Annotated in this window: 11 protein-coding genes, 4 tRNA genes and 1 pseudogene; 7 read left to right on the top strand and 9 right to left on the bottom strand. The window is 54.1% G+C overall.

The genetic code is table 11. The features are described 5' to 3' along the window. Positions 1-4: 4 nt before the first annotated feature. Complete coding sequence (locus ACOTX7_RS13670; protein WP_221256200.1) at positions 5-2,194, top strand: TonB-dependent siderophore receptor; 2,190 nt, start codon at positions 5-7, stop codon at positions 2,192-2,194. Positions 2,195-2,361: 167 nt separating this feature from the next. Continuing rightward, a tRNA-Asn gene (locus ACOTX7_RS13665) sits at positions 2,362-2,437 on the top strand. Between the two features lie 292 nt (positions 2,438-2,729). Here ACOTX7_RS13665 and ACOTX7_RS13660 read toward each other — a convergent pair. Next, a pseudogene (locus tag ACOTX7_RS13660) lies at positions 2,730-3,882 on the bottom strand (cytoplasmic protein). A 132-nt stretch (positions 3,883-4,014) separates the two neighbouring features. Between ACOTX7_RS13660 and ACOTX7_RS13655 the strand changes: the two are divergent. Further along, positions 4,015-5,568, top strand: coding sequence for a bifunctional metallophosphatase/5'-nucleotidase (locus tag ACOTX7_RS13655; RefSeq protein WP_221812933.1), 1,554 nt, complete (start codon positions 4,015-4,017; stop codon positions 5,566-5,568). A 275-nt stretch (positions 5,569-5,843) separates the two neighbouring features. Here the strand turns inward: ACOTX7_RS13655 and cbl are convergent, their stop codons facing one another. Together cbl and nac are read right to left on the bottom strand one after the other, a co-directional pair. Beyond that, positions 5,844-6,794, bottom strand: coding sequence for an HTH-type transcriptional regulator Cbl (gene cbl, locus ACOTX7_RS13650; protein ID WP_003859532.1), 951 nt, complete (start codon positions 6,792-6,794; stop codon positions 5,844-5,846). Positions 6,795-6,890: 96 nt separating this feature from the next. Beyond that, the gene (gene nac / locus ACOTX7_RS13645) at positions 6,891-7,808 is read right to left on the bottom strand and encodes a nitrogen assimilation transcriptional regulator NAC (protein WP_221256201.1); all 918 of its coding nucleotides are present in this window, start codon (positions 7,806-7,808) and stop codon (positions 6,891-6,893) included. A gap of 320 nt (positions 7,809-8,128) precedes the next feature. Here nac and ACOTX7_RS13640 point away from each other — a divergent pair. Next, positions 8,129-8,204 (top strand) — tRNA-Asn (locus ACOTX7_RS13640). Between the two features lie 85 nt (positions 8,205-8,289). On the opposite strand, the gene ldtA is transcribed toward ACOTX7_RS13640, so the two are convergent. Then, complete coding sequence (gene ldtA, locus ACOTX7_RS13635) at positions 8,290-9,225, bottom strand: L,D-transpeptidase (protein ID WP_047354371.1); 936 nt, start codon at positions 9,223-9,225, stop codon at positions 8,290-8,292. Between the two features lie 193 nt (positions 9,226-9,418). Between ldtA and shiA the strand changes: the two genes are divergently transcribed. Both shiA and ACOTX7_RS13625 read left to right on the top strand, forming a co-directional pair. Next, positions 9,419-10,732 (top strand): shikimate transporter, encoded by a 1,314-nt coding sequence (shiA, locus tag ACOTX7_RS13630; protein WP_221812932.1) that lies wholly within the window; start codon positions 9,419-9,421, stop codon positions 10,730-10,732. A gap of 76 nt (positions 10,733-10,808) precedes the next feature. Further along, the gene (locus ACOTX7_RS13625) at positions 10,809-12,263 is read left to right on the top strand and encodes an AMP nucleosidase (protein ID WP_047354369.1); all 1,455 of its coding nucleotides are present in this window, start codon (positions 10,809-10,811) and stop codon (positions 12,261-12,263) included. Between the two features lie 131 nt (positions 12,264-12,394). Here ACOTX7_RS13625 and ACOTX7_RS13620 read toward each other — a convergent pair. Together ACOTX7_RS13620 and emmdR are read right to left on the bottom strand one after the other, a co-directional pair. After that, positions 12,395-12,470 (bottom strand) — tRNA-Asn (locus tag ACOTX7_RS13620). 103 nt (positions 12,471-12,573) lie between these two features. Next, positions 12,574-13,992 (bottom strand): multidrug efflux MATE transporter EmmdR, encoded by a 1,419-nt coding sequence (gene emmdR / locus ACOTX7_RS13615; RefSeq protein ID WP_260630749.1) that lies wholly within the window; start codon positions 13,990-13,992, stop codon positions 12,574-12,576. 226 nt (positions 13,993-14,218) lie between these two features. On the opposite strand from emmdR, the gene ACOTX7_RS13610 reads away from it, so the two are divergent. Next, a tRNA-Asn gene (locus tag ACOTX7_RS13610) sits at positions 14,219-14,294 on the top strand. Positions 14,295-14,432: 138 nt separating this feature from the next. Here the strand turns inward: ACOTX7_RS13610 and ACOTX7_RS13605 are convergent. The 3 genes from ACOTX7_RS13605 to sbmC all read right to left on the bottom strand — a co-directional run bounded on the left by ACOTX7_RS13605 (position 14,433) and on the right by sbmC (position 16,539). Then, complete coding sequence (locus tag ACOTX7_RS13605; RefSeq protein WP_000450410.1) at positions 14,433-14,768, bottom strand: DUF496 family protein; 336 nt, start codon at positions 14,766-14,768, stop codon at positions 14,433-14,435. A 147-nt stretch (positions 14,769-14,915) separates the two neighbouring features. Then, positions 14,916-15,974, bottom strand: coding sequence for an FUSC family protein (locus ACOTX7_RS13600; protein WP_047354516.1), 1,059 nt, complete (start codon positions 15,972-15,974; stop codon positions 14,916-14,918). A 91-nt stretch (positions 15,975-16,065) separates the two neighbouring features. Beyond that, positions 16,066-16,539: a DNA gyrase inhibitor SbmC gene (gene sbmC / locus ACOTX7_RS13595; protein ID WP_047354515.1), complete on the bottom strand. Its 474-nt coding sequence runs from the start codon at positions 16,537-16,539 to the stop codon at positions 16,066-16,068. Positions 16,540-16,623 lie beyond the last annotated feature (84 nt).

Raw genomic sequence — 16,623 nt, 5'->3', positions numbered from 1 at the left:
AACAATGAAACGTTCTCATCTTTGGGTTTTAAATCCGTGTTTGCTTGCCATGCTTTCAACCTCTGCGTGGGCGGAAGAACAAAAGGAAGAAGATATTGTGGTTTCCGCCAGCCGGGCACATCGCAGCGTGGCAGAGATGGCGCAAACCACCTGGGTTATTGAGCGGGCGGAAATTGAGCAGCAGGTACAGGGCGGGAAAGAGATCAAAGACGTGCTGGCCCAGCTGATCCCCGGCATGGACGTTAGCAGCCAGGGACGCACCAACTACGGTATGAACCTGCGCGGTCGCTCCATGATGGTGATGGTTGACGGCGTACGTCTGAACTCGTCCCGCAGCGACAGCCGCCAGCTCGACTCTATCGATCCGTTCAACATTGACCGTATCGAAGTCATCTCCGGCGCCACCTCGCTGTACGGCGGCGGCAGCACCGGCGGGCTGGTGAACATCGTCACCAAAAAAGGCCAGCCGGAGACCGAAGTGGAGTTCCAGACCGGGGCAAAAAGCGGATTTAACAGCCACAACGATCATGATGAGAACGTCTCAGCAGCCGTGAGCGGCGGTAACGATAACGCCTCTGGCCGTCTGTCGGTCTCCTACCAGCGCTACGGCGGCTGGTATGACGGCAACGGCGACGAGGTGATCATCGATAACACCCAGACCGGCTTGCAGTATTCCGACCGTATCGACGTGATGGGCACCGGTACCATTAACATTGACGATCATCAGCAGCTCCAGTTAACCACGCAGTATTACAAGAGCGAATCCGACGGGAAGCATGGCCTGTACCTCGGGGAGAATTTTGCGGCGGTCACGGGCGATGCCAAAGCTTACAACAAAGACAACCTCAACTCTGACCGTATCCCGGGCACAGAGCGCCATCTGATTAACCTGCAATATTCGAACACGGATTTCTGGGGACAGGATCTGGTTGCGCAGATTTACTACCGTGATGAGAGCCTGACCTACTACCCGTTCCCGACGCTGAGCAAAGGCACGGTGACCAGCATTGGCGCGTCCCAGCAGAAAACCGATTTTTACGGTGGCAAGCTGACGCTGAACAGCAAGCCGATGGACGACCTGACCCTCACCTGGGGCGTGGATGCCGACCATGAAACGTTCGACGCCAACCAGCAGTTCTTCGACTTAAGCAAAGCAGCGGCAAGCGGCGGCATGGAGCTGGACAACGCCTACAACGTGGGCCGTTATCCGGGTTACAGCATTACCAACCTCGCGCCGTTCCTGCAAGCCAGCTACGACATTGACGCCATCACCCTGAGCGGCGGCGTACGCTACCAGTACACCGAAAACAAGGTGGACGATTTTGTCGGTTACGCCCAACAGCAGGCAATCGCCACGGGTAAAGCGACCTCCGCTGACGCGGTGCCGGGCGGGAAAACCGATTACAATAACTTCCTGTTTAACGCCGGGATCCTCGGTCGTCTGACCGAACAGCAGCAGCTGTGGTTTAACTTCTCTCAGGGCTTTGAAATTCCGGACCTGGCCAAATATTACGGTTCAGGCACCTATCAGCTGGTTGACGGCCACTATCGCCTGCAAAACAGCGTGAACGTGAACGATTCGACGCTGGACGGTATTAAGGTCAACGCTTACGAGCTGGGCTGGCGCTTCACTGGCGATAACCTGCGTACGCAGGTGGCGGCCTACTACTCGCTCTCGGATAAAACCATCACCATCAACAAGAGCGACATGACCATCAACCTGGAAGACGACAAACGTCGTATCTACGGGGTTGAGGGCCAGGTGGACTATTTCTTCACCGACAGCGTCTGGAGCACCGGCGCGAACTTCAACGCCATCAAGTCCGAAACGCGTGAAAACGGCAAATGGGAGAAGCTGACGGTCGACAGCGCCAGCCCGTCGAAAGCCAGCGCATGGGTCAACTGGGCGCCGGGCGACTGGGCGCTGCGCGTGCAGAGTACGCAAACCTTTGACGTGTCTGATGCCGACGGTAAGAAGATCGATGGCTATAACACCGTTGATTTCCTCGGCAGCTACGCCCTGCCGGTGGGCAAAGTCAGCTTCAGCGTGGAAAACCTGCTCGACAAAGACTACACCACCGCCTGGGGCCAGCGCGCACCGGGGCTGTATAGCCCAACCTACGGCGCACCGGGTCTGTATACCTATAAAGGCCGTGGACGTACGTTTGGTCTGAACTATTCCGTTCTGTTCTGATCCTGCGCGCCGCCTGCCTGCGGGCGGCGCGACTCACTGTGCAATTTGAAAGCAAATTTGCTATTAAATCATCGGTTTGCTGAAATTCTCGGCAAACGAACAAAAACGGTGTTTTCCCCTTTGACAAGGCGCACGCAGGTCGATAATATGCGCCTCGTTCACACGATTCCTCTGTAGTTCAGTCGGTAGAACGGCGGACTGTTAATCCGTATGTCACTGGTTCGAGTCCAGTCAGAGGAGCCAAATTTGAAAAGCCTGCTTTTAAAGCAGGCTTTTTGCTTTTCTGCGCCTGAGAAATGCAGGACGGTACCGGGTTGCCGTTTGCGTTTTTGCCCCCTCCCCCCGCTTACCCCCTGTTAAAGGTAAAGTTTTTTTTTTACTTATATAACCTATGGTGGTAATTGATTAGCCAGCGATCAGCCGGTTTTAATTACCCCTTGATCGCCCTGCAAATGTTAAAAGGGTTCATGTATCTGCATGGCCCCTTGACGTTATATACCAGGAACAGAGGGCGTAACTTTAGCACCAGACAGATTTAGCCGGTACTCGTGCCAGACAACGTTTGTGTAAGATTATGGTTATACTCATTTGCCAGAGAAAGGAGAATTTGCATTACGCGCCCAGCGGACAATTTGGTATTGCGCGAAAATTCAGCTTGTTTGTATAACCAATGGCAAAAGTTCCTGCTGGCAGTTAAAGAGACTATTTTAGCGTTACGTTTATCCCCCCCCTGTCAAAGAACATACCATCCTGCGGTTTTTCCCCTGCCCCCAAAGTTGCCACTGAGTTTGCCACCAGCCATGCTGCGTGGTTCTCAGAAAAGTCCAGGGTATTTCACTCTCAGCTTCATGGATGTCCTCTTCTATAAACCAAAGCTCACCTTGCCGCTGGCGAAAGAGATCTGCCCAGGCGGTAATGACAGCGCCTCGAAGAAAACATTCGTGTGAAATAACGTGTGTCTTTATCTGAGGAAAAAGGATGTTCAGCACGCGAAAATGCCCGTGAGCCGAGATAACGGGACGCAGAATCGCACCTCTGGCATTACGTTTAAGAGCCGCACTACCATACTGAATTTCATCAAACTGGCTACGATGTAGAAACTGCATCTCGCGCATATCAACCCGATTGACAATATCACTATGGCGCAAATCAGGTTCAATATGCCCCCGCCAGCGATACCTTAACGTTTCACCGCTGGCATGCGGAGTAAAATTTGTGGAGATATGAAGAACACTTCCACGGTCGGCGTCGAAACTGATAAGCACATACAGTTTTTGTTCTGCACAACTTCCCTGGAATGGCACAATGAGTGAAATAGTTTCGATACGTTCAGGGGGGACGATTGATCTTTTTATTTGCCGTTTAGGTGTCCAGACTTTTTTGCAGGCCCGGCACTGAACGCGCTGTGTTCTCTGTGGATTATAACCATAACAAATAATTTTCTGGCTATAACATTCAGGACAAAAATAACCGTTGTCTGTGGCATATGCCTTTAAATGAGCGGCTAGCCATTCATTAAATTGTTGTTCATCAAACAGCGGGGGATAACTCCCGCAAGCCCGACAGTGTAATGCCGGGAATCCCAGTCTGTAGTCAGGCCAACGGTAATCAGCAGATGCAGATATTGGCAGCCCTAAGTTGCGGCAACCAAACGATTTGCAGGTATTAATCGTAAACAAAGTCAAAATGCGTCACCAACGATTTTAAGTGGTCGATGATTTTGCCTGATAATACCGGGTTGTTTGTGTGAGCAGACTCGCATAAAAAATCCTTTCAGAACGTAAAGTACCGAATCTTTATATAACTGGAAGGAACGGATTGTGAATATAAAAGCGATTAGCATAGGTATTTTTCTGGCGTTACCCTTTTGTGTCGGTGCCAAGGATGTCACCTTTATTTATACCAACGATCTGCACGCCCATGTGGAACCTTATAAAGTCCCCTGGATTGCTGAAGGTAAACGCGATGTCGGTGGTTGGGCGAATATCACCACTCTGGTAAAGCAGGAGAAAGAAAAAAGTAAAGCAACATGGTTTTTTGATGCGGGTGATTATTTTACCGGCCCTTATATCAGTAGCTTAACGAAAGGAAAAGCAATTATTGATATTATGAATACCATGCCATTTGATGCTGTCACGATAGGTAATCACGAATTTGATCATGGCTGGGACAATACGCTATTACAGTTAAGCCAGGCGAAATTCCCTGTTGTGCAGGGCAACATATTTTATCAGAACAGCAGCAAATTATTCTGGGATAAGCCTTATACCATTATCGAAAAAGATGGCGTGAAAATTGGCGTCATTGGTTTACACGGCGTGTTTGCATTCGACGATACCGTTTCCGCAGCAACGCGCGTAGGTATTGAAGCGCGGGATGAAATTAAATGGCTGCAACGCTATTTAGATGAACTGAAAGGCAAAGTTGACTTAACCGTACTGCTGGTTCATGAAGGCACACCGGCGCGTCAGTCCAGTATGGGAGGGACCGACGTGCGCCGTGCGCTGGATAAAGATATTCAGACGGCAAGCCAGGTGAAAGGTCTGGATATTCTGATTACGGGACATGCACATGTCGGTACGCCGGAACCGATTAAAGTAGGCAATACGCTGATCCTCTCGACCGACAGCGGCGGTATTGATGTGGGGAAACTGGTGCTGGATTACACGAAGCCGCATCAGTTTACGGTGAAAAAATTTGAACTTAAAACCATTTATGCGGATGAATGGAAGCCCGACCCGCAAACGAAAAAGGTCATTGACGGCTGGAACAAGAAGCTGGATGAAGAAGTTCAACAAACGGTGGCGCAGTCGCCGGTGGAATTGACGCGTGCTTATGGTGAATCGGCCTCGCTGGGAAATCTGGCTGCGGATGCGTTACTGGCGGCAGCAGGTAAAGATACCCAGTTAGCCTTGACCAACTCCGGCGGTATTCGCAATGAAATCCCGTCTGGCCCGATTACGATGGGCGGCGTCATTAGTACGTTTCCATTCCCTAACGAGCTGGCCACAATGGACCTCACGGGCAAACAATTACGCACGTTGATGGAGCATGCCGCAAGTTTAAGCAATGGCGTCTTGCAGGTATCAAAAGGCCTGGAGATGAAATATGACAGCGGTAAACCGATCGGTCAGCGGGTTGTCGAATTTACACTTAACGGTAAACCGATTGAAGATGCGACAGTCTACCACATTGCCACCCAGAGCTTCCTTGCTGACGGCGGTGATGGTTTTAGCACCTTCACCGAGGGTAAAGCACGTAATACACGAGGTGGTTACTACGTTTCTAACGCCGTGATCGATTACTTCAAGGCGGGTAACACCATTACGGATGAGCAGCTCCACGGGATGCGCGTTGCTGATGTGAAAAAATAAAGGCGTTTGCATGCCTGCATGCAGTGCCGCATTGGTGATGAATGCACTGAAATGACATATCCGTTGAAGGGTTCATACCTCTGCATGAACCCTTGTTCAAACTAGCGCCTTTTTCAAGGGAGGTGATCATGAAGAAAAATATAAAGCTGAGTCTGATGACGTTGTGCCTGGCCGCAACGCTCACGAACACAGTTAATGCGAAGGGTAACAGACACGAGACCAACCCCTTCACCTTGCCCGCTGGCCCGGCAGGCAACTTGCCGCCGGGCAAAAACTTAAATCTGATAATCAATCGCCACTTCTTCCGGCTCCATCACCTGCCGTTTGATCTCATCCACCGACAACCCGGCATTGCACAGCTCGATAAAGCGCCACACGTAGTTGCGCTGAAGTTGCCCACGCTTCAGCCCCAGCCAGACGGTATTGGCGTCGAACAGGTGACGCGTATCCAGACGCACCAGATTACCGGCTTCATATTCTCCGCCTGACTGCTCGGCCACCAGACCAATCCCCAGCCCTAACTCAACGTAGGTTTTGATCACGTCGGAATCCTGCGCGCTCAGCACCACGTCCGGCGTGAGTCCTTTTCGCTTGAACGCTTCATCAATGCGCGAGCGTCCGGTAATGCCCTGCCGGTAGGTAATAAGCGGCCATTTAACGATCTCTTCCAGCGTCAGCGGCGAAACCTGATTCAGCGGGTGATCGGCGGGTAGCAGCAGGCTGTGGTGCCAGCGGAACCACGGGAACGCCACCAGCAGCGGGTCGTTGCTTAGCCGTTCACTGGCGATACCGATATCGGCCCCACCGTTATGCAGCAGCACTTCGATTTCCTGCGGCGTGCCCTGGATGAGTTCGAGACGCACGTCCGGGAAGATCTCACGAAATGCTTTGATAACCGTTGGAAGACTGTAGCGCGCCTGTGTATGAGTGGTAGCGATAGTCAGCACACCCGAAGCGTCGTTGGTAAAGAGATCCGCCAGCCGACGAACATTGCTGGCCTCGTTGAGAATGCGCTCAGCGATGGTCAGTAATGCCTTGCCTGGCTCCGTCATACCCAGCAGGCGCTTGCCACGACGGATAAAAATCTCAATGCCTAACTCCTCCTCCAGCTCGCGGATATGTCGGCTGACGCCCGACTGTGAGGTGTAAAGCATGTTGGCGACTTCGGTCAGGTTGTAATCCCGCCTGGCCGCCTCACGAATAATTTTAAGTTGCTGGAAATTCACGATTCACTCCGGCGCATCTGACATAAGGCTATTGTTAGAGTCAGCCGGGCTGTAGAACAAATAATAAAAACCAGCATCTTATGCTTATTTGGAATATCAGCTGACCAGTTGCAGTTCGCGATTTTCCAGGGACGGCTTACTGACCAGAGACATCAGGATCTCTTTTACCGCCTGCGCCTGCGGGGAGAGGGAGCCGCGCGCAGACATATTCAACGACAGCGGTAAGCTCATGGATGGCGTGGTGATGCGGGCCATCCAGCCGTTCGCCGCGCTGCACAGTGAACGTGCGGCAGACTCGGGCAGTACCGTGACCCCCATGCCGCTGGCAATGGCGGCGGTCAGCATGGAGATGGAATCAATCTCGCCGATGATCTTCGCCGTCAGACGGCGCAGCGAGAACGCTTCGTCGACGCGCACGCGCACGGCACTGTAGTCGCGCGGCAGGAACAGGTTCATCTCAGCCACGGCGGTTAAATCAATGCTCTGCCCCAGGCAGTCACGGGTCCCGACCAGATAAAGATCTTCTTTCAGCAGCGGCTGGCTGGTGATGCCGGCAACCGGTGAGCGATCGTACAGCACAGCCATATCCAGCTGACCGTTGAGCAGTTTGTCATTAAGCACGGAACCGCTGTTCTCATGCAGATAAACCAGCACTTCCGGTAGCTCAGCGCGCACTGCCTGTAGCAGCGGCATGGTAACAGACGATGCGGCCGTTCCCGGTGCCAGCCCGATAGAGACATGCCCGCTCAGGGTCTGACCCACATTGTGCACGGCCAGCTGCGCCTGCTCGCACTGACGCAGGATCGTGCGGGCATGGGTATATAAAATTTTTCCCGCTTCGGTAGGCGTTACGCCGCGCTTGGTGCGGATCAACAGTTGCTGGTCCATTTCGCCTTCCAGAGTCGCGACCTGCTGGCTCAGCGCAGGCTGCGCGATATGCAGCACTTCAGCCGCCTGGGTCAGGCTGCCGATATCGACGATTTTTACGAAGTATTTCAGTCGTCTTAAGTTCATGTTGCCCCCTGTTCGAAAATAGCGTGCCGGTAACGGCTGTGTTGTTAAACAGGTTTTGCAATATGGATGCCAGTTTTTTACAGAGTGTGTAAACCTCTGCTAAACGGCTGAAAATAAGGAAAGCTAATCACTGATGCCTGTTTTGAGACGAGGACAGTGGTTTCCGATCTGCCCCATTCGGGGTATATCTGCACAATTTTGGTGCACTCCGTTGGCAAAAACGCCACTTTGCTGGTTTTGTCAGCAAACAATCAAAAGTCGACGATCCATCCTTTGACAAGGCGTACGCAGGTCGATAATATGCGCCCCGTTCACACGATTCCTCTGTAGTTCAGTCGGTAGAACGGCGGACTGTTAATCCGTATGTCACTGGTTCGAGTCCAGTCAGAGGAGCCAAATTTGAAAAGCCTGCTTTTATAGCAGGCTTTTTGCTTTTCTGCGGCTGGTAAAATTGTCGAGTTACGGCTTCGCCTTACCCGACCTACGGTGCTCCAGGCCCGGTAAGCGCAGCGCCAGCGGACATAGCAAGCTTCACCGGCATCCCCGACCGACGTTCCAGCTCAGCGCCCGCCCCTTCACTTATCAGCTGCGTCCTTTGCACGGCCGAAATGGGCAGCGGCACCTTATTCGTTGATTCAAATTCAGCGCGATTACGTGAAAGCGGCTCGTGAACTTCTACCCAGCGACTGCCGTCCGGCTCGGTGGTTACTTTTACTGGCTGATCGATAAGCTGTACCCGCGTCCCCACCGAAACGTTATCGAACAGGTATTTGATATCGTCATTACGCAGGCGAATGCAGCCCTGGCTGACGCGCAGACCAATGCCGAAATTGGAGTTGGTACCGTGGATCGCGTATAGCCTGCCGATATAGAGGGCATACAGCCCCATCGGGTTATCCGGCCCGGCGGGAACGAACGCGGGTAACGTTTTACCCTCTTTCGCGTAAGCGCGTCGCGTGTTTGGCGTGGGTGACCAGGTTGGGCCTTCCTGCTTGCGCTCAACGGCGGTTACCCAGTTACGCGGCGTTTCGCGCCCGGCCTGACCGATGCCAATAGGCAGCACCTCAACCGTATTGCTGCCGGGTGGATAATAGTAAAGACGCATTTCCGCGACGTTCACCACAATCCCCTCGCGCACCGTTGGCGGCAGAATAAGCTGCTGCGGCACCACCAGCTGAGTTCCGGCTCGCGGTAAAAATGGATCCACCCCCGGGTTGGCTTCCAGCATATTGCTCAACCCTTGTCCGTGCCGGGCTGCAAACGCTTCGAGCGGCAGGGTATTGCCTTCAGGCACGGTGATGGTGATCGGCGCCCCCACCAGGCGGCTGCCCTCGGGAGGGAGTGGGTAGCTCACCGCCAGGCCATATTGACTGAAGAATAGCGCAGCCAGACAGCCCACAACCTTCATACGACGCATAATCCTTTCCTTTGCCTTTTCCCGACTCTGATAAGCATAGCGTAGCCGTATTGCATCACCCCATCAGGAAATAAAATCAGTTTCCTCTCCCCCCTCATCGCGGTAGTCTCATAGGTTCCGTCAATATGACGGCCGCAATGTGAGTGACCTTTTCTTATACCAATAATTAAAAATCAGTACAGACAGGACAACTATGGACTCCACCCTCATCTCCGCTCGCCGCGACGAGGAGACACCTTCGCTTAACCGCGCCCGCCGCGCCGCTTTAGGTAGCTTCGCAGGTGCCGTCGTCGACTGGTATGACTTTCTGCTCTACGGTATTACCGCTGCGCTGGTGTTTAACCGTGAATTCTTTCCCCAGATTAGCCCTGCCATGGGCACGCTTGCTGCGTTTGCCACCTTCGGCGTCGGTTTTCTGTTTCGTCCGCTGGGCGGGGTAATCTTCGGCCACTTCGGTGACCGCCTTGGCCGTAAACGTATGCTGATGCTCACCGTCTGGATGATGGGCATTGCCACCGCGCTTATCGGTATTTTGCCCTCCTTTGCATCAATTGGCTGGTGGGCCCCGGTGTTGCTGGTGACGCTGCGTGCCATTCAGGGCTTTGCCGTCGGCGGCGAATGGGGCGGCGCGGCATTGCTGTCCGTGGAAAGCGCGCCGAAGAACAAGAAGGCGTTTTACAGCAGCGGCGTGCAGGTGGGTTATGGCGTGGGTCTGCTGCTCTCCACGGGCCTCGTGTCGCTAATAAGCCAGCTCACGACAGACGAGCAGTTCCTGAGCTGGGGCTGGCGCATCCCGTTTATCTTCAGCATTGTGCTGGTCGTGATGGCCCTGTGGATCCGTAACGGCATGGAAGAGTCGGCTGAATTCGAGCAGCAGCGCGAAAAAGCGGTCGCGAAAAAACGGCTGCCGGTGATGGAAGCGCTGGTGCAGCACCCTGGCGCTTTTCTGAAAATCATCGCCCTGCGCCTGTGCGAACTGCTGACGATGTACATCGTCACCGCCTTTGCCCTGAACTACTCCACGCAAAATCTCGGCCTGCCGCGGGAATTGTTCCTGAATATTGGCCTGGTGGTGGGCGGGATCAGCTGCCTGACCATCCCCTGCTTCGCCTGGCTGGCGGATCGCTTTGGCCGTCGGCGGGTGTATATCACCGGAGCACTCATCGGCACACTCTGCGCCTGGCCGTTCTTTATGGCGCTGGAGGCACAGTCGGTCTTCTGGATTGTCTTCTTCGCAATCATGCTGGCGAACATCGCTCACGATATGGTGGTCTGCGTGCAGCAGCCAATGTTTACCGAGCTGTTTGGCGCAAGCTACCGCTACAGCGGCGCGGGCGTGGGATATCAGGTGGCGAGCGTGGTCGGCGGCGGGTTTACGCCGTTTATCGCCGCCGCGCTGGTGACGTTCTCCGGCGGTAACTGGCACAGCGTGGCGATTTATCTGCTGGTGGGTTGCCTGCTTTCTGCCGCCACCGCCCTGTTGATGAAGGAAACCGTGCACAGCTGATCTCCTCACTTTTGTTTCACAGGCGTGTGACATACTATCGGGTATAGCCGCACACCTGTGGAACAAGGAGACAGACATGAATAATAAGGGCTCCAGCCTGACCCCGGCTCAGGCGCTGGAAAAACTCGACGCGCTGTATGAACAGTCCGTCAATGCACTGCGCAGCGCCATCAGTGACTATATCGAAACAGGGAAACTTCCCGATGAAAAGGCCAGAACCCAGGGCCTTTTTGTTTATCCATCGCTCTCTGTCACCTGGGACGGCAGCGCCAGCAGCAATCCGAAAACCCGCGCCTATGCGCGTTTCACCCACTCCGGCTGTTACAGCACGACCATCACGCGTCCTGCGCTGTTCCGCCCCTATCTGGAAGAGCAGCTTACCCTGCTGTATCAGGATTACGGCGCGCAGATTAGCGTTGAACCGTCCCTGCACGAGATCCCTTACCCGTACGTGATAGACGGCTCAGCGCTGACGCTGGATCGCTCCATGAGTGCAGGGCTGACGCGCCATTTCCCGACCACAGAGCTTTCGCAGATTGGCGATGAGACGGCGGATGGGATTTATCACCCGGCAGAGTTTTCCCCGCTGTCGCACTTTGATGCCCGCCGTGTCGATTTTTCACTGGCACGCCTGCGCCACTACACCGGCACGCCAGCCGAACATTTCCAGCCATTCGTACTGTTTACCAACTACACCCGCTATGTGGACGAATTTGTCCGCTGGGGCTGTAGCCAGATCCTCGACCCGGACAGCCCTTACATCGCCCTCTCCTGCGCGGGCGGGATCTGGATCACCGCCGAAACCGAAGCACCGGAAGAGGCCATCTCCGATCTGGCGTGGAAAAAGCACCAGATGCCCGCCTGGCATCTGATCACTGCCGACGGCCAGGGCATTACGCTGATTAACATCGGCGTTGGCCCGTCGAATGCGAAAACCATCTGCGATCACCTGGCGGTGCTGCGCCCGGACGTCTGGCTGATGATCGGTCACTGCGGCGGCCTGCGTGAAAGCCAGTTGATTGGTGATTACGTTCTGGCCCACGCTTATCTGCGTGACGACCATGTTCTTGACGCGGTTCTGCCGCCGGACATTCCGATCCCGAGTATCGCTGAAGTGCAGCGCGCCCTCTACGATGCCACGAAAACGGTGAGCGGCATGCCGGGCGAAGAGGTGAAACAGCGTCTGCGTACCGGTACGGTTGTCACCACCGACGATCGTAACTGGGAACTGCGCTATTCCGCTTCCGCCCTGCGTTTTAATCTTAGCCGTGCGGTCGCGATCGATATGGAAAGTGCCACCATTGCCGCGCAGGGGTACCGCTTCCGCGTCCCGTACGGCACGCTGCTGTGCGTGTCCGATAAACCGCTGCACGGCGAGATCAAACTGCCGGGTCAGGCGAACCGTTTTTACGAAGGGGCGATCTCAGAGCATCTTCAGATTGGTATTCGCGCCATTGATTTACTGCGTGCAGAGGGCGACAAGCTGCATTCCCGTAAGCTGCGCACCTTCAATGAGCCACCGTTCCGCTGAGAACAAGGACACATCACGCACACCACTCACCCGGCCTGCAATTCCGTAGGTCGGGTAAGCGGAGCGCCACCCGACAATTTTACGAACGCAGAAAAGCAAAAAGCCTGCTATAAAAGCAGGCTTTTTAAATTTGGCTCCTCTGACTGGACTCGAACCAGTGACATACGGATTAACAGTCCGCCGTTCTACCGACTGAACTACAGAGGAATCGTGTGAACGGGGCGCATATTATCGATGCGCCCTGAGGATGTCAAAGGGTGAATGCAGATTTAAAATCGTTTGCCGATTTATTCTCCACTTCGCACATTTGTCAGGCATTTGCCGTTTCCGAAACCTCCTGTTCCGGTTTTTCTCGCGGATATTTCCACAGCCAGCGCCCGCTCACCATGCGCCAGTAGAACAGCGCGCCGCGCACGGCCCAGTCAAGGAACATCCCCAGCCAGACGCCGACAACGCCCATACCTAACATCACCCCCAGCGTGTAGCCCGCCACGACGCGGCAGCCCCACATGCCGAGCATGGAGACCCACATCGCAAACCGGGCATCGCGCGCCCCTTTCAGCCCGGCAGGAAGTACCCAGGACGCGGCCCAAATCGGCATAAACGCCGCGTTGAGCCAAATCAGCACCTTCACGACCTCTTTCACGTCATTTTCATGCGTATAGAACGAGGCCATCAGCCCGGCAAAAGGCGCGGTTCCCCAGGCAATCGCCGTCAGCCCAATGGTTGAAAGCCAGAAGACGTGCCGAAGCTGCCGTTCCGCCTGCCCTATCTGCCCCTTTCCGAGGCGTCTGCCGGTGATAATTGTCGACGCCGACCCCAGCGCGTTTCCGGGCAGGTTGATGAGCGAGGCGATGGAGAAAGCAATAAAGTTGCCGGCGATGACGTCGGTGCCCATCCCGGCAACAAACATCTGCGTCAGCAGTTTCCCACCGTTAAACAACACGGATTCGATGCTGGCCGGAATCCCGATCCCCATCACTTCCCAGATTATGGCGAAGTTAAGCGGACGGAAATAGCTTTTCAGCGTCAGGCGCAGCGATGGCGTGATACCCGCCATCAGCACGCCGATTATCGCCGCCGCACCAATATAGCGGGAAATCGTCAGCCCTAAACCCGCGCCGACAAAGCCCAGCCCATCCCAGGAAAAGACGCCGTAAATCAAAATGCTGCTGATAATAATATTCAGGATGTTCATGCCGCCGTTTATCAGCAGCGGAATTTTGGTATTACCTGCGCCACGAAGCGCACCGCTCCCTATCAGCGCGATGGCAGCCGCCGGATAGCTCAGCACCGTCATTTCCAGGTAGGTGAGAGCCAGCTCCTTCACCTCACTGGTCGCTTCTCCCGCGACAAAGTCGATAATTTCTTTGCCGTAATAATGGATAACCGCTGCGAGGATGATCGAAAACAGAGTCATGATCATCAGCGACTGTCTGGCCGCTTCGCGGGCACGCTTCGGATCGAGCTTGCCCAGGCTAAACGCCACCACCACCGTTGTCCCGAGATCGATAGCGGCAAAGAAGGACATCACAACCATGTTAAAACTGTCCGCCAGCCCTACCCCGGCCATGGCTTCTTTACCGAGCCAGCTCACCAGAAAGGTGCTCAGCACGCCCATCAACAGGACGCAGGTATTCTCCAGGAAAATAGGCACAGCAAGGGGGGTGATTTCACGCCAGAACAGAACTCGATAACTCTTACGTTTGGCATACCAGGGCGTGCGCATAATCGCCTGGCGCAGGGGTGCAGTGACGTTCAAAATGGACCTTAGCGAGAAAGTTGAAACTCCATTTCAAATGATGGGGCAGAAATGCGTATCCTGCAAAGTATTTTCCATAAAATTATGTTTGGATTTACAACAAAATGACGACAGAATCATCAAACAATCACTTTTGCCTAAGATCAGGTTTGACAAAACTTTTTTCGCCGCTAAGATAAGCCTCCACAACGATTCCTCTGTAGTTCAGTCGGTAGAACGGCGGACTGTTAATCCGTATGTCACTGGTTCGAGTCCAGTCAGAGGAGCCAAATTTAAAAAGCCTGCTTTTATAGCAGGCTTTTGCTTTTCTGCGGCTGGTAAAATCGTCGGGTGGTGGCTTCGCCTTACCCGACCTACGGAATTGCAGGCCCGGTAAGCGCAGCGCCACCGGGCGACAGTTCGCGTGATTACTCGCCTTTAGCGTCGACGTTTTTGATTTCGCCCATCACTTTCAGCTTTTTGGAGATGTCGCGACGCTCTTTGGACAGCTCAGCGTTTTTGATGATGTAGTCATCAACGCGATCTTCGTAATCGCTCTTCATGCTGGCGATGATGCCCTGAATAGCCTCCACGCTCATACCTGGCTTGATGTAGTCGCTCAGGTTGTCCAGCAGCAGGACACGTTTCTGGTTGTCACGGATCTTCTTCTCTACGTCCTGGATTTCACGCTGTAGTTTGTTTTTGCGGCGGAACAGGCGGACGAATTCCAGAACATCCTGGAACGAAGGCTTGGTAGTTTCCATTTTTACACCCCTGATAATGTGAGATTCGGATTCGTTAAAGCAACCGTTTTAACAGACAGCGGCTGCGAATGACAATGAGTATATCGTTTAAAACCATCATAACCCTAATTGTTGCTGAATCGAAGCAGCAGGCATCACATACGCTTTTTATTTGCGCAGTGCCCGGCAAATCAGCTGCGATAACAACTCCAGCTGTCGCGCCAGCTCCATACTCAGCCAGACATAACCGTGGATGGGCGTTTCCGCCACGTTGTCACCCTGACGCTCATTCATCAGTTGTTTGAGCTCGGCGACGATTTCGTTCAGCCGCTCGCTGTTCGCCCGTATCGGCTGTGGATTACCTTCGTAGAGCGCATGGGCGATGGTCAGCAGAGTTTGTTGCGTCATCTGCTGCGTCTCTTTCAGCGTATGCGCGTTGAGCATCAGAAGATGGCTGGGGCGTGAGGCCCAGTGGGCATTGATTTGCAGTTCAAGCATACAGACCAGATTACGGCTGACCGTCTGAATAGCTTCAAAAATGGCTTTCTGAATGTGCGTTTCTTTGCTTGCCGGGGTAATCAATCCGCGCATTTTGACCACATCATTGAGGATTTTTTGCAGGTGCTTTTCCAGCCGTGGCCGTTCGATCAGATTCGGCGAAAACCCGGCCTGGTAGACCCGGTTAAATGCCGTGACGTAATTTGCCATCTGAATGCGCCAGTGCAGGAAGGCGCGTTGCGGCCAGATGCCGGTAAACAGCATGGCGAGCAACGAGCCGAGGATCACGTCCCCGCTTCGCCATAATGCGGTGGTCATATCACCCGCCGGTGCGCCGACCACAACTGCGAGCGTAATGCCGATCAGCAGCGCCTGATACGGCTTCTTGCCAAGGGCCAGCCAGCCGCAAAGAAACATCGCCACCGCGCACCACAGCAACATGATTGGAAATGAAATCAGCTCCAGCTTCAGGGCGATAAGCCCAAGTGCCGAGCCAAAAACCGTGCCGCCTATGCGTTCGAAGGCGCGAGGGACCACGTTCCCCCAGAATGAGATCGGCCCCATAACCACCACCAGCGTGATCAGCGGCCACGTCCCTTCCGGGATATCCAGCACACGCACCAGTACGAAGGTCAACACAAACGCCAGCGCAATGCGGCAACCGTGCACCACGCGATAATGTTTGTATAACCGAATTTCAAAAGGCGTTAATGACTTGTCGGGGCGCACACCCGTCTCCAGCTCTACGGCAAACCACAATTGTACTGTGTTTTCAGCCGGGTGGATCGCGCCCGGCTGAAAAACCCTGCGTTTCGCAGGATTATCCCACTTTGTGCTCTACCGGTACAAACATCTCTATGTCCCAGTAGCCGTCTGCATTGCCATCATTCAGATAGCGTTCGAAGCAGGGTTTTGGCGCAATCTGATATGTGTTGTCCTGGAGAAGGGAGTTGAAGAACTGGTTCCAGGGGGTGGCAAAATCATGATTTTCCACGCGCGCGGCAGCAATAGCGTACTCTCCGGCAGCAATTTCAGTCATCATCACCCCTTCGCTGTTCTCAGGGACGGTGAAACCCTCCGGCACCGTTACAGCGGTATCGCAGCGGAGTTTTTCTGCCGGCACGTCATCCGGATTATCATAATAAACGGCCACCCACTCCTGGGGCTGAATATGACGTCCATCTACCCACATGACCAGCTGTTCAAAACCCTGCTTGACCGTCTTTTCCCACGGCCCCACGAGATGAAAACCAGCGATTGTACGTTTCTGTTGCTGCCTGATGCTGTAGTCCATGCTGCCTCCGTTTATTACTGTATATATATGGGTCTTCCCTTGTTGTGGTGGCTGAAGGCATGATAATGGTGTATTTAATCGCCA

The sequence above is a fragment of the Enterobacter cloacae complex sp. IR5418 genome, from assembly GCF_049238105.1.
Classification (GTDB): domain Bacteria; phylum Pseudomonadota; class Gammaproteobacteria; order Enterobacterales; family Enterobacteriaceae; genus Enterobacter; species Enterobacter hormaechei.
Note: the sequence above shows the minus strand (reverse complement) of the source record. Positions and strands in the feature narration are given on the sequence as shown.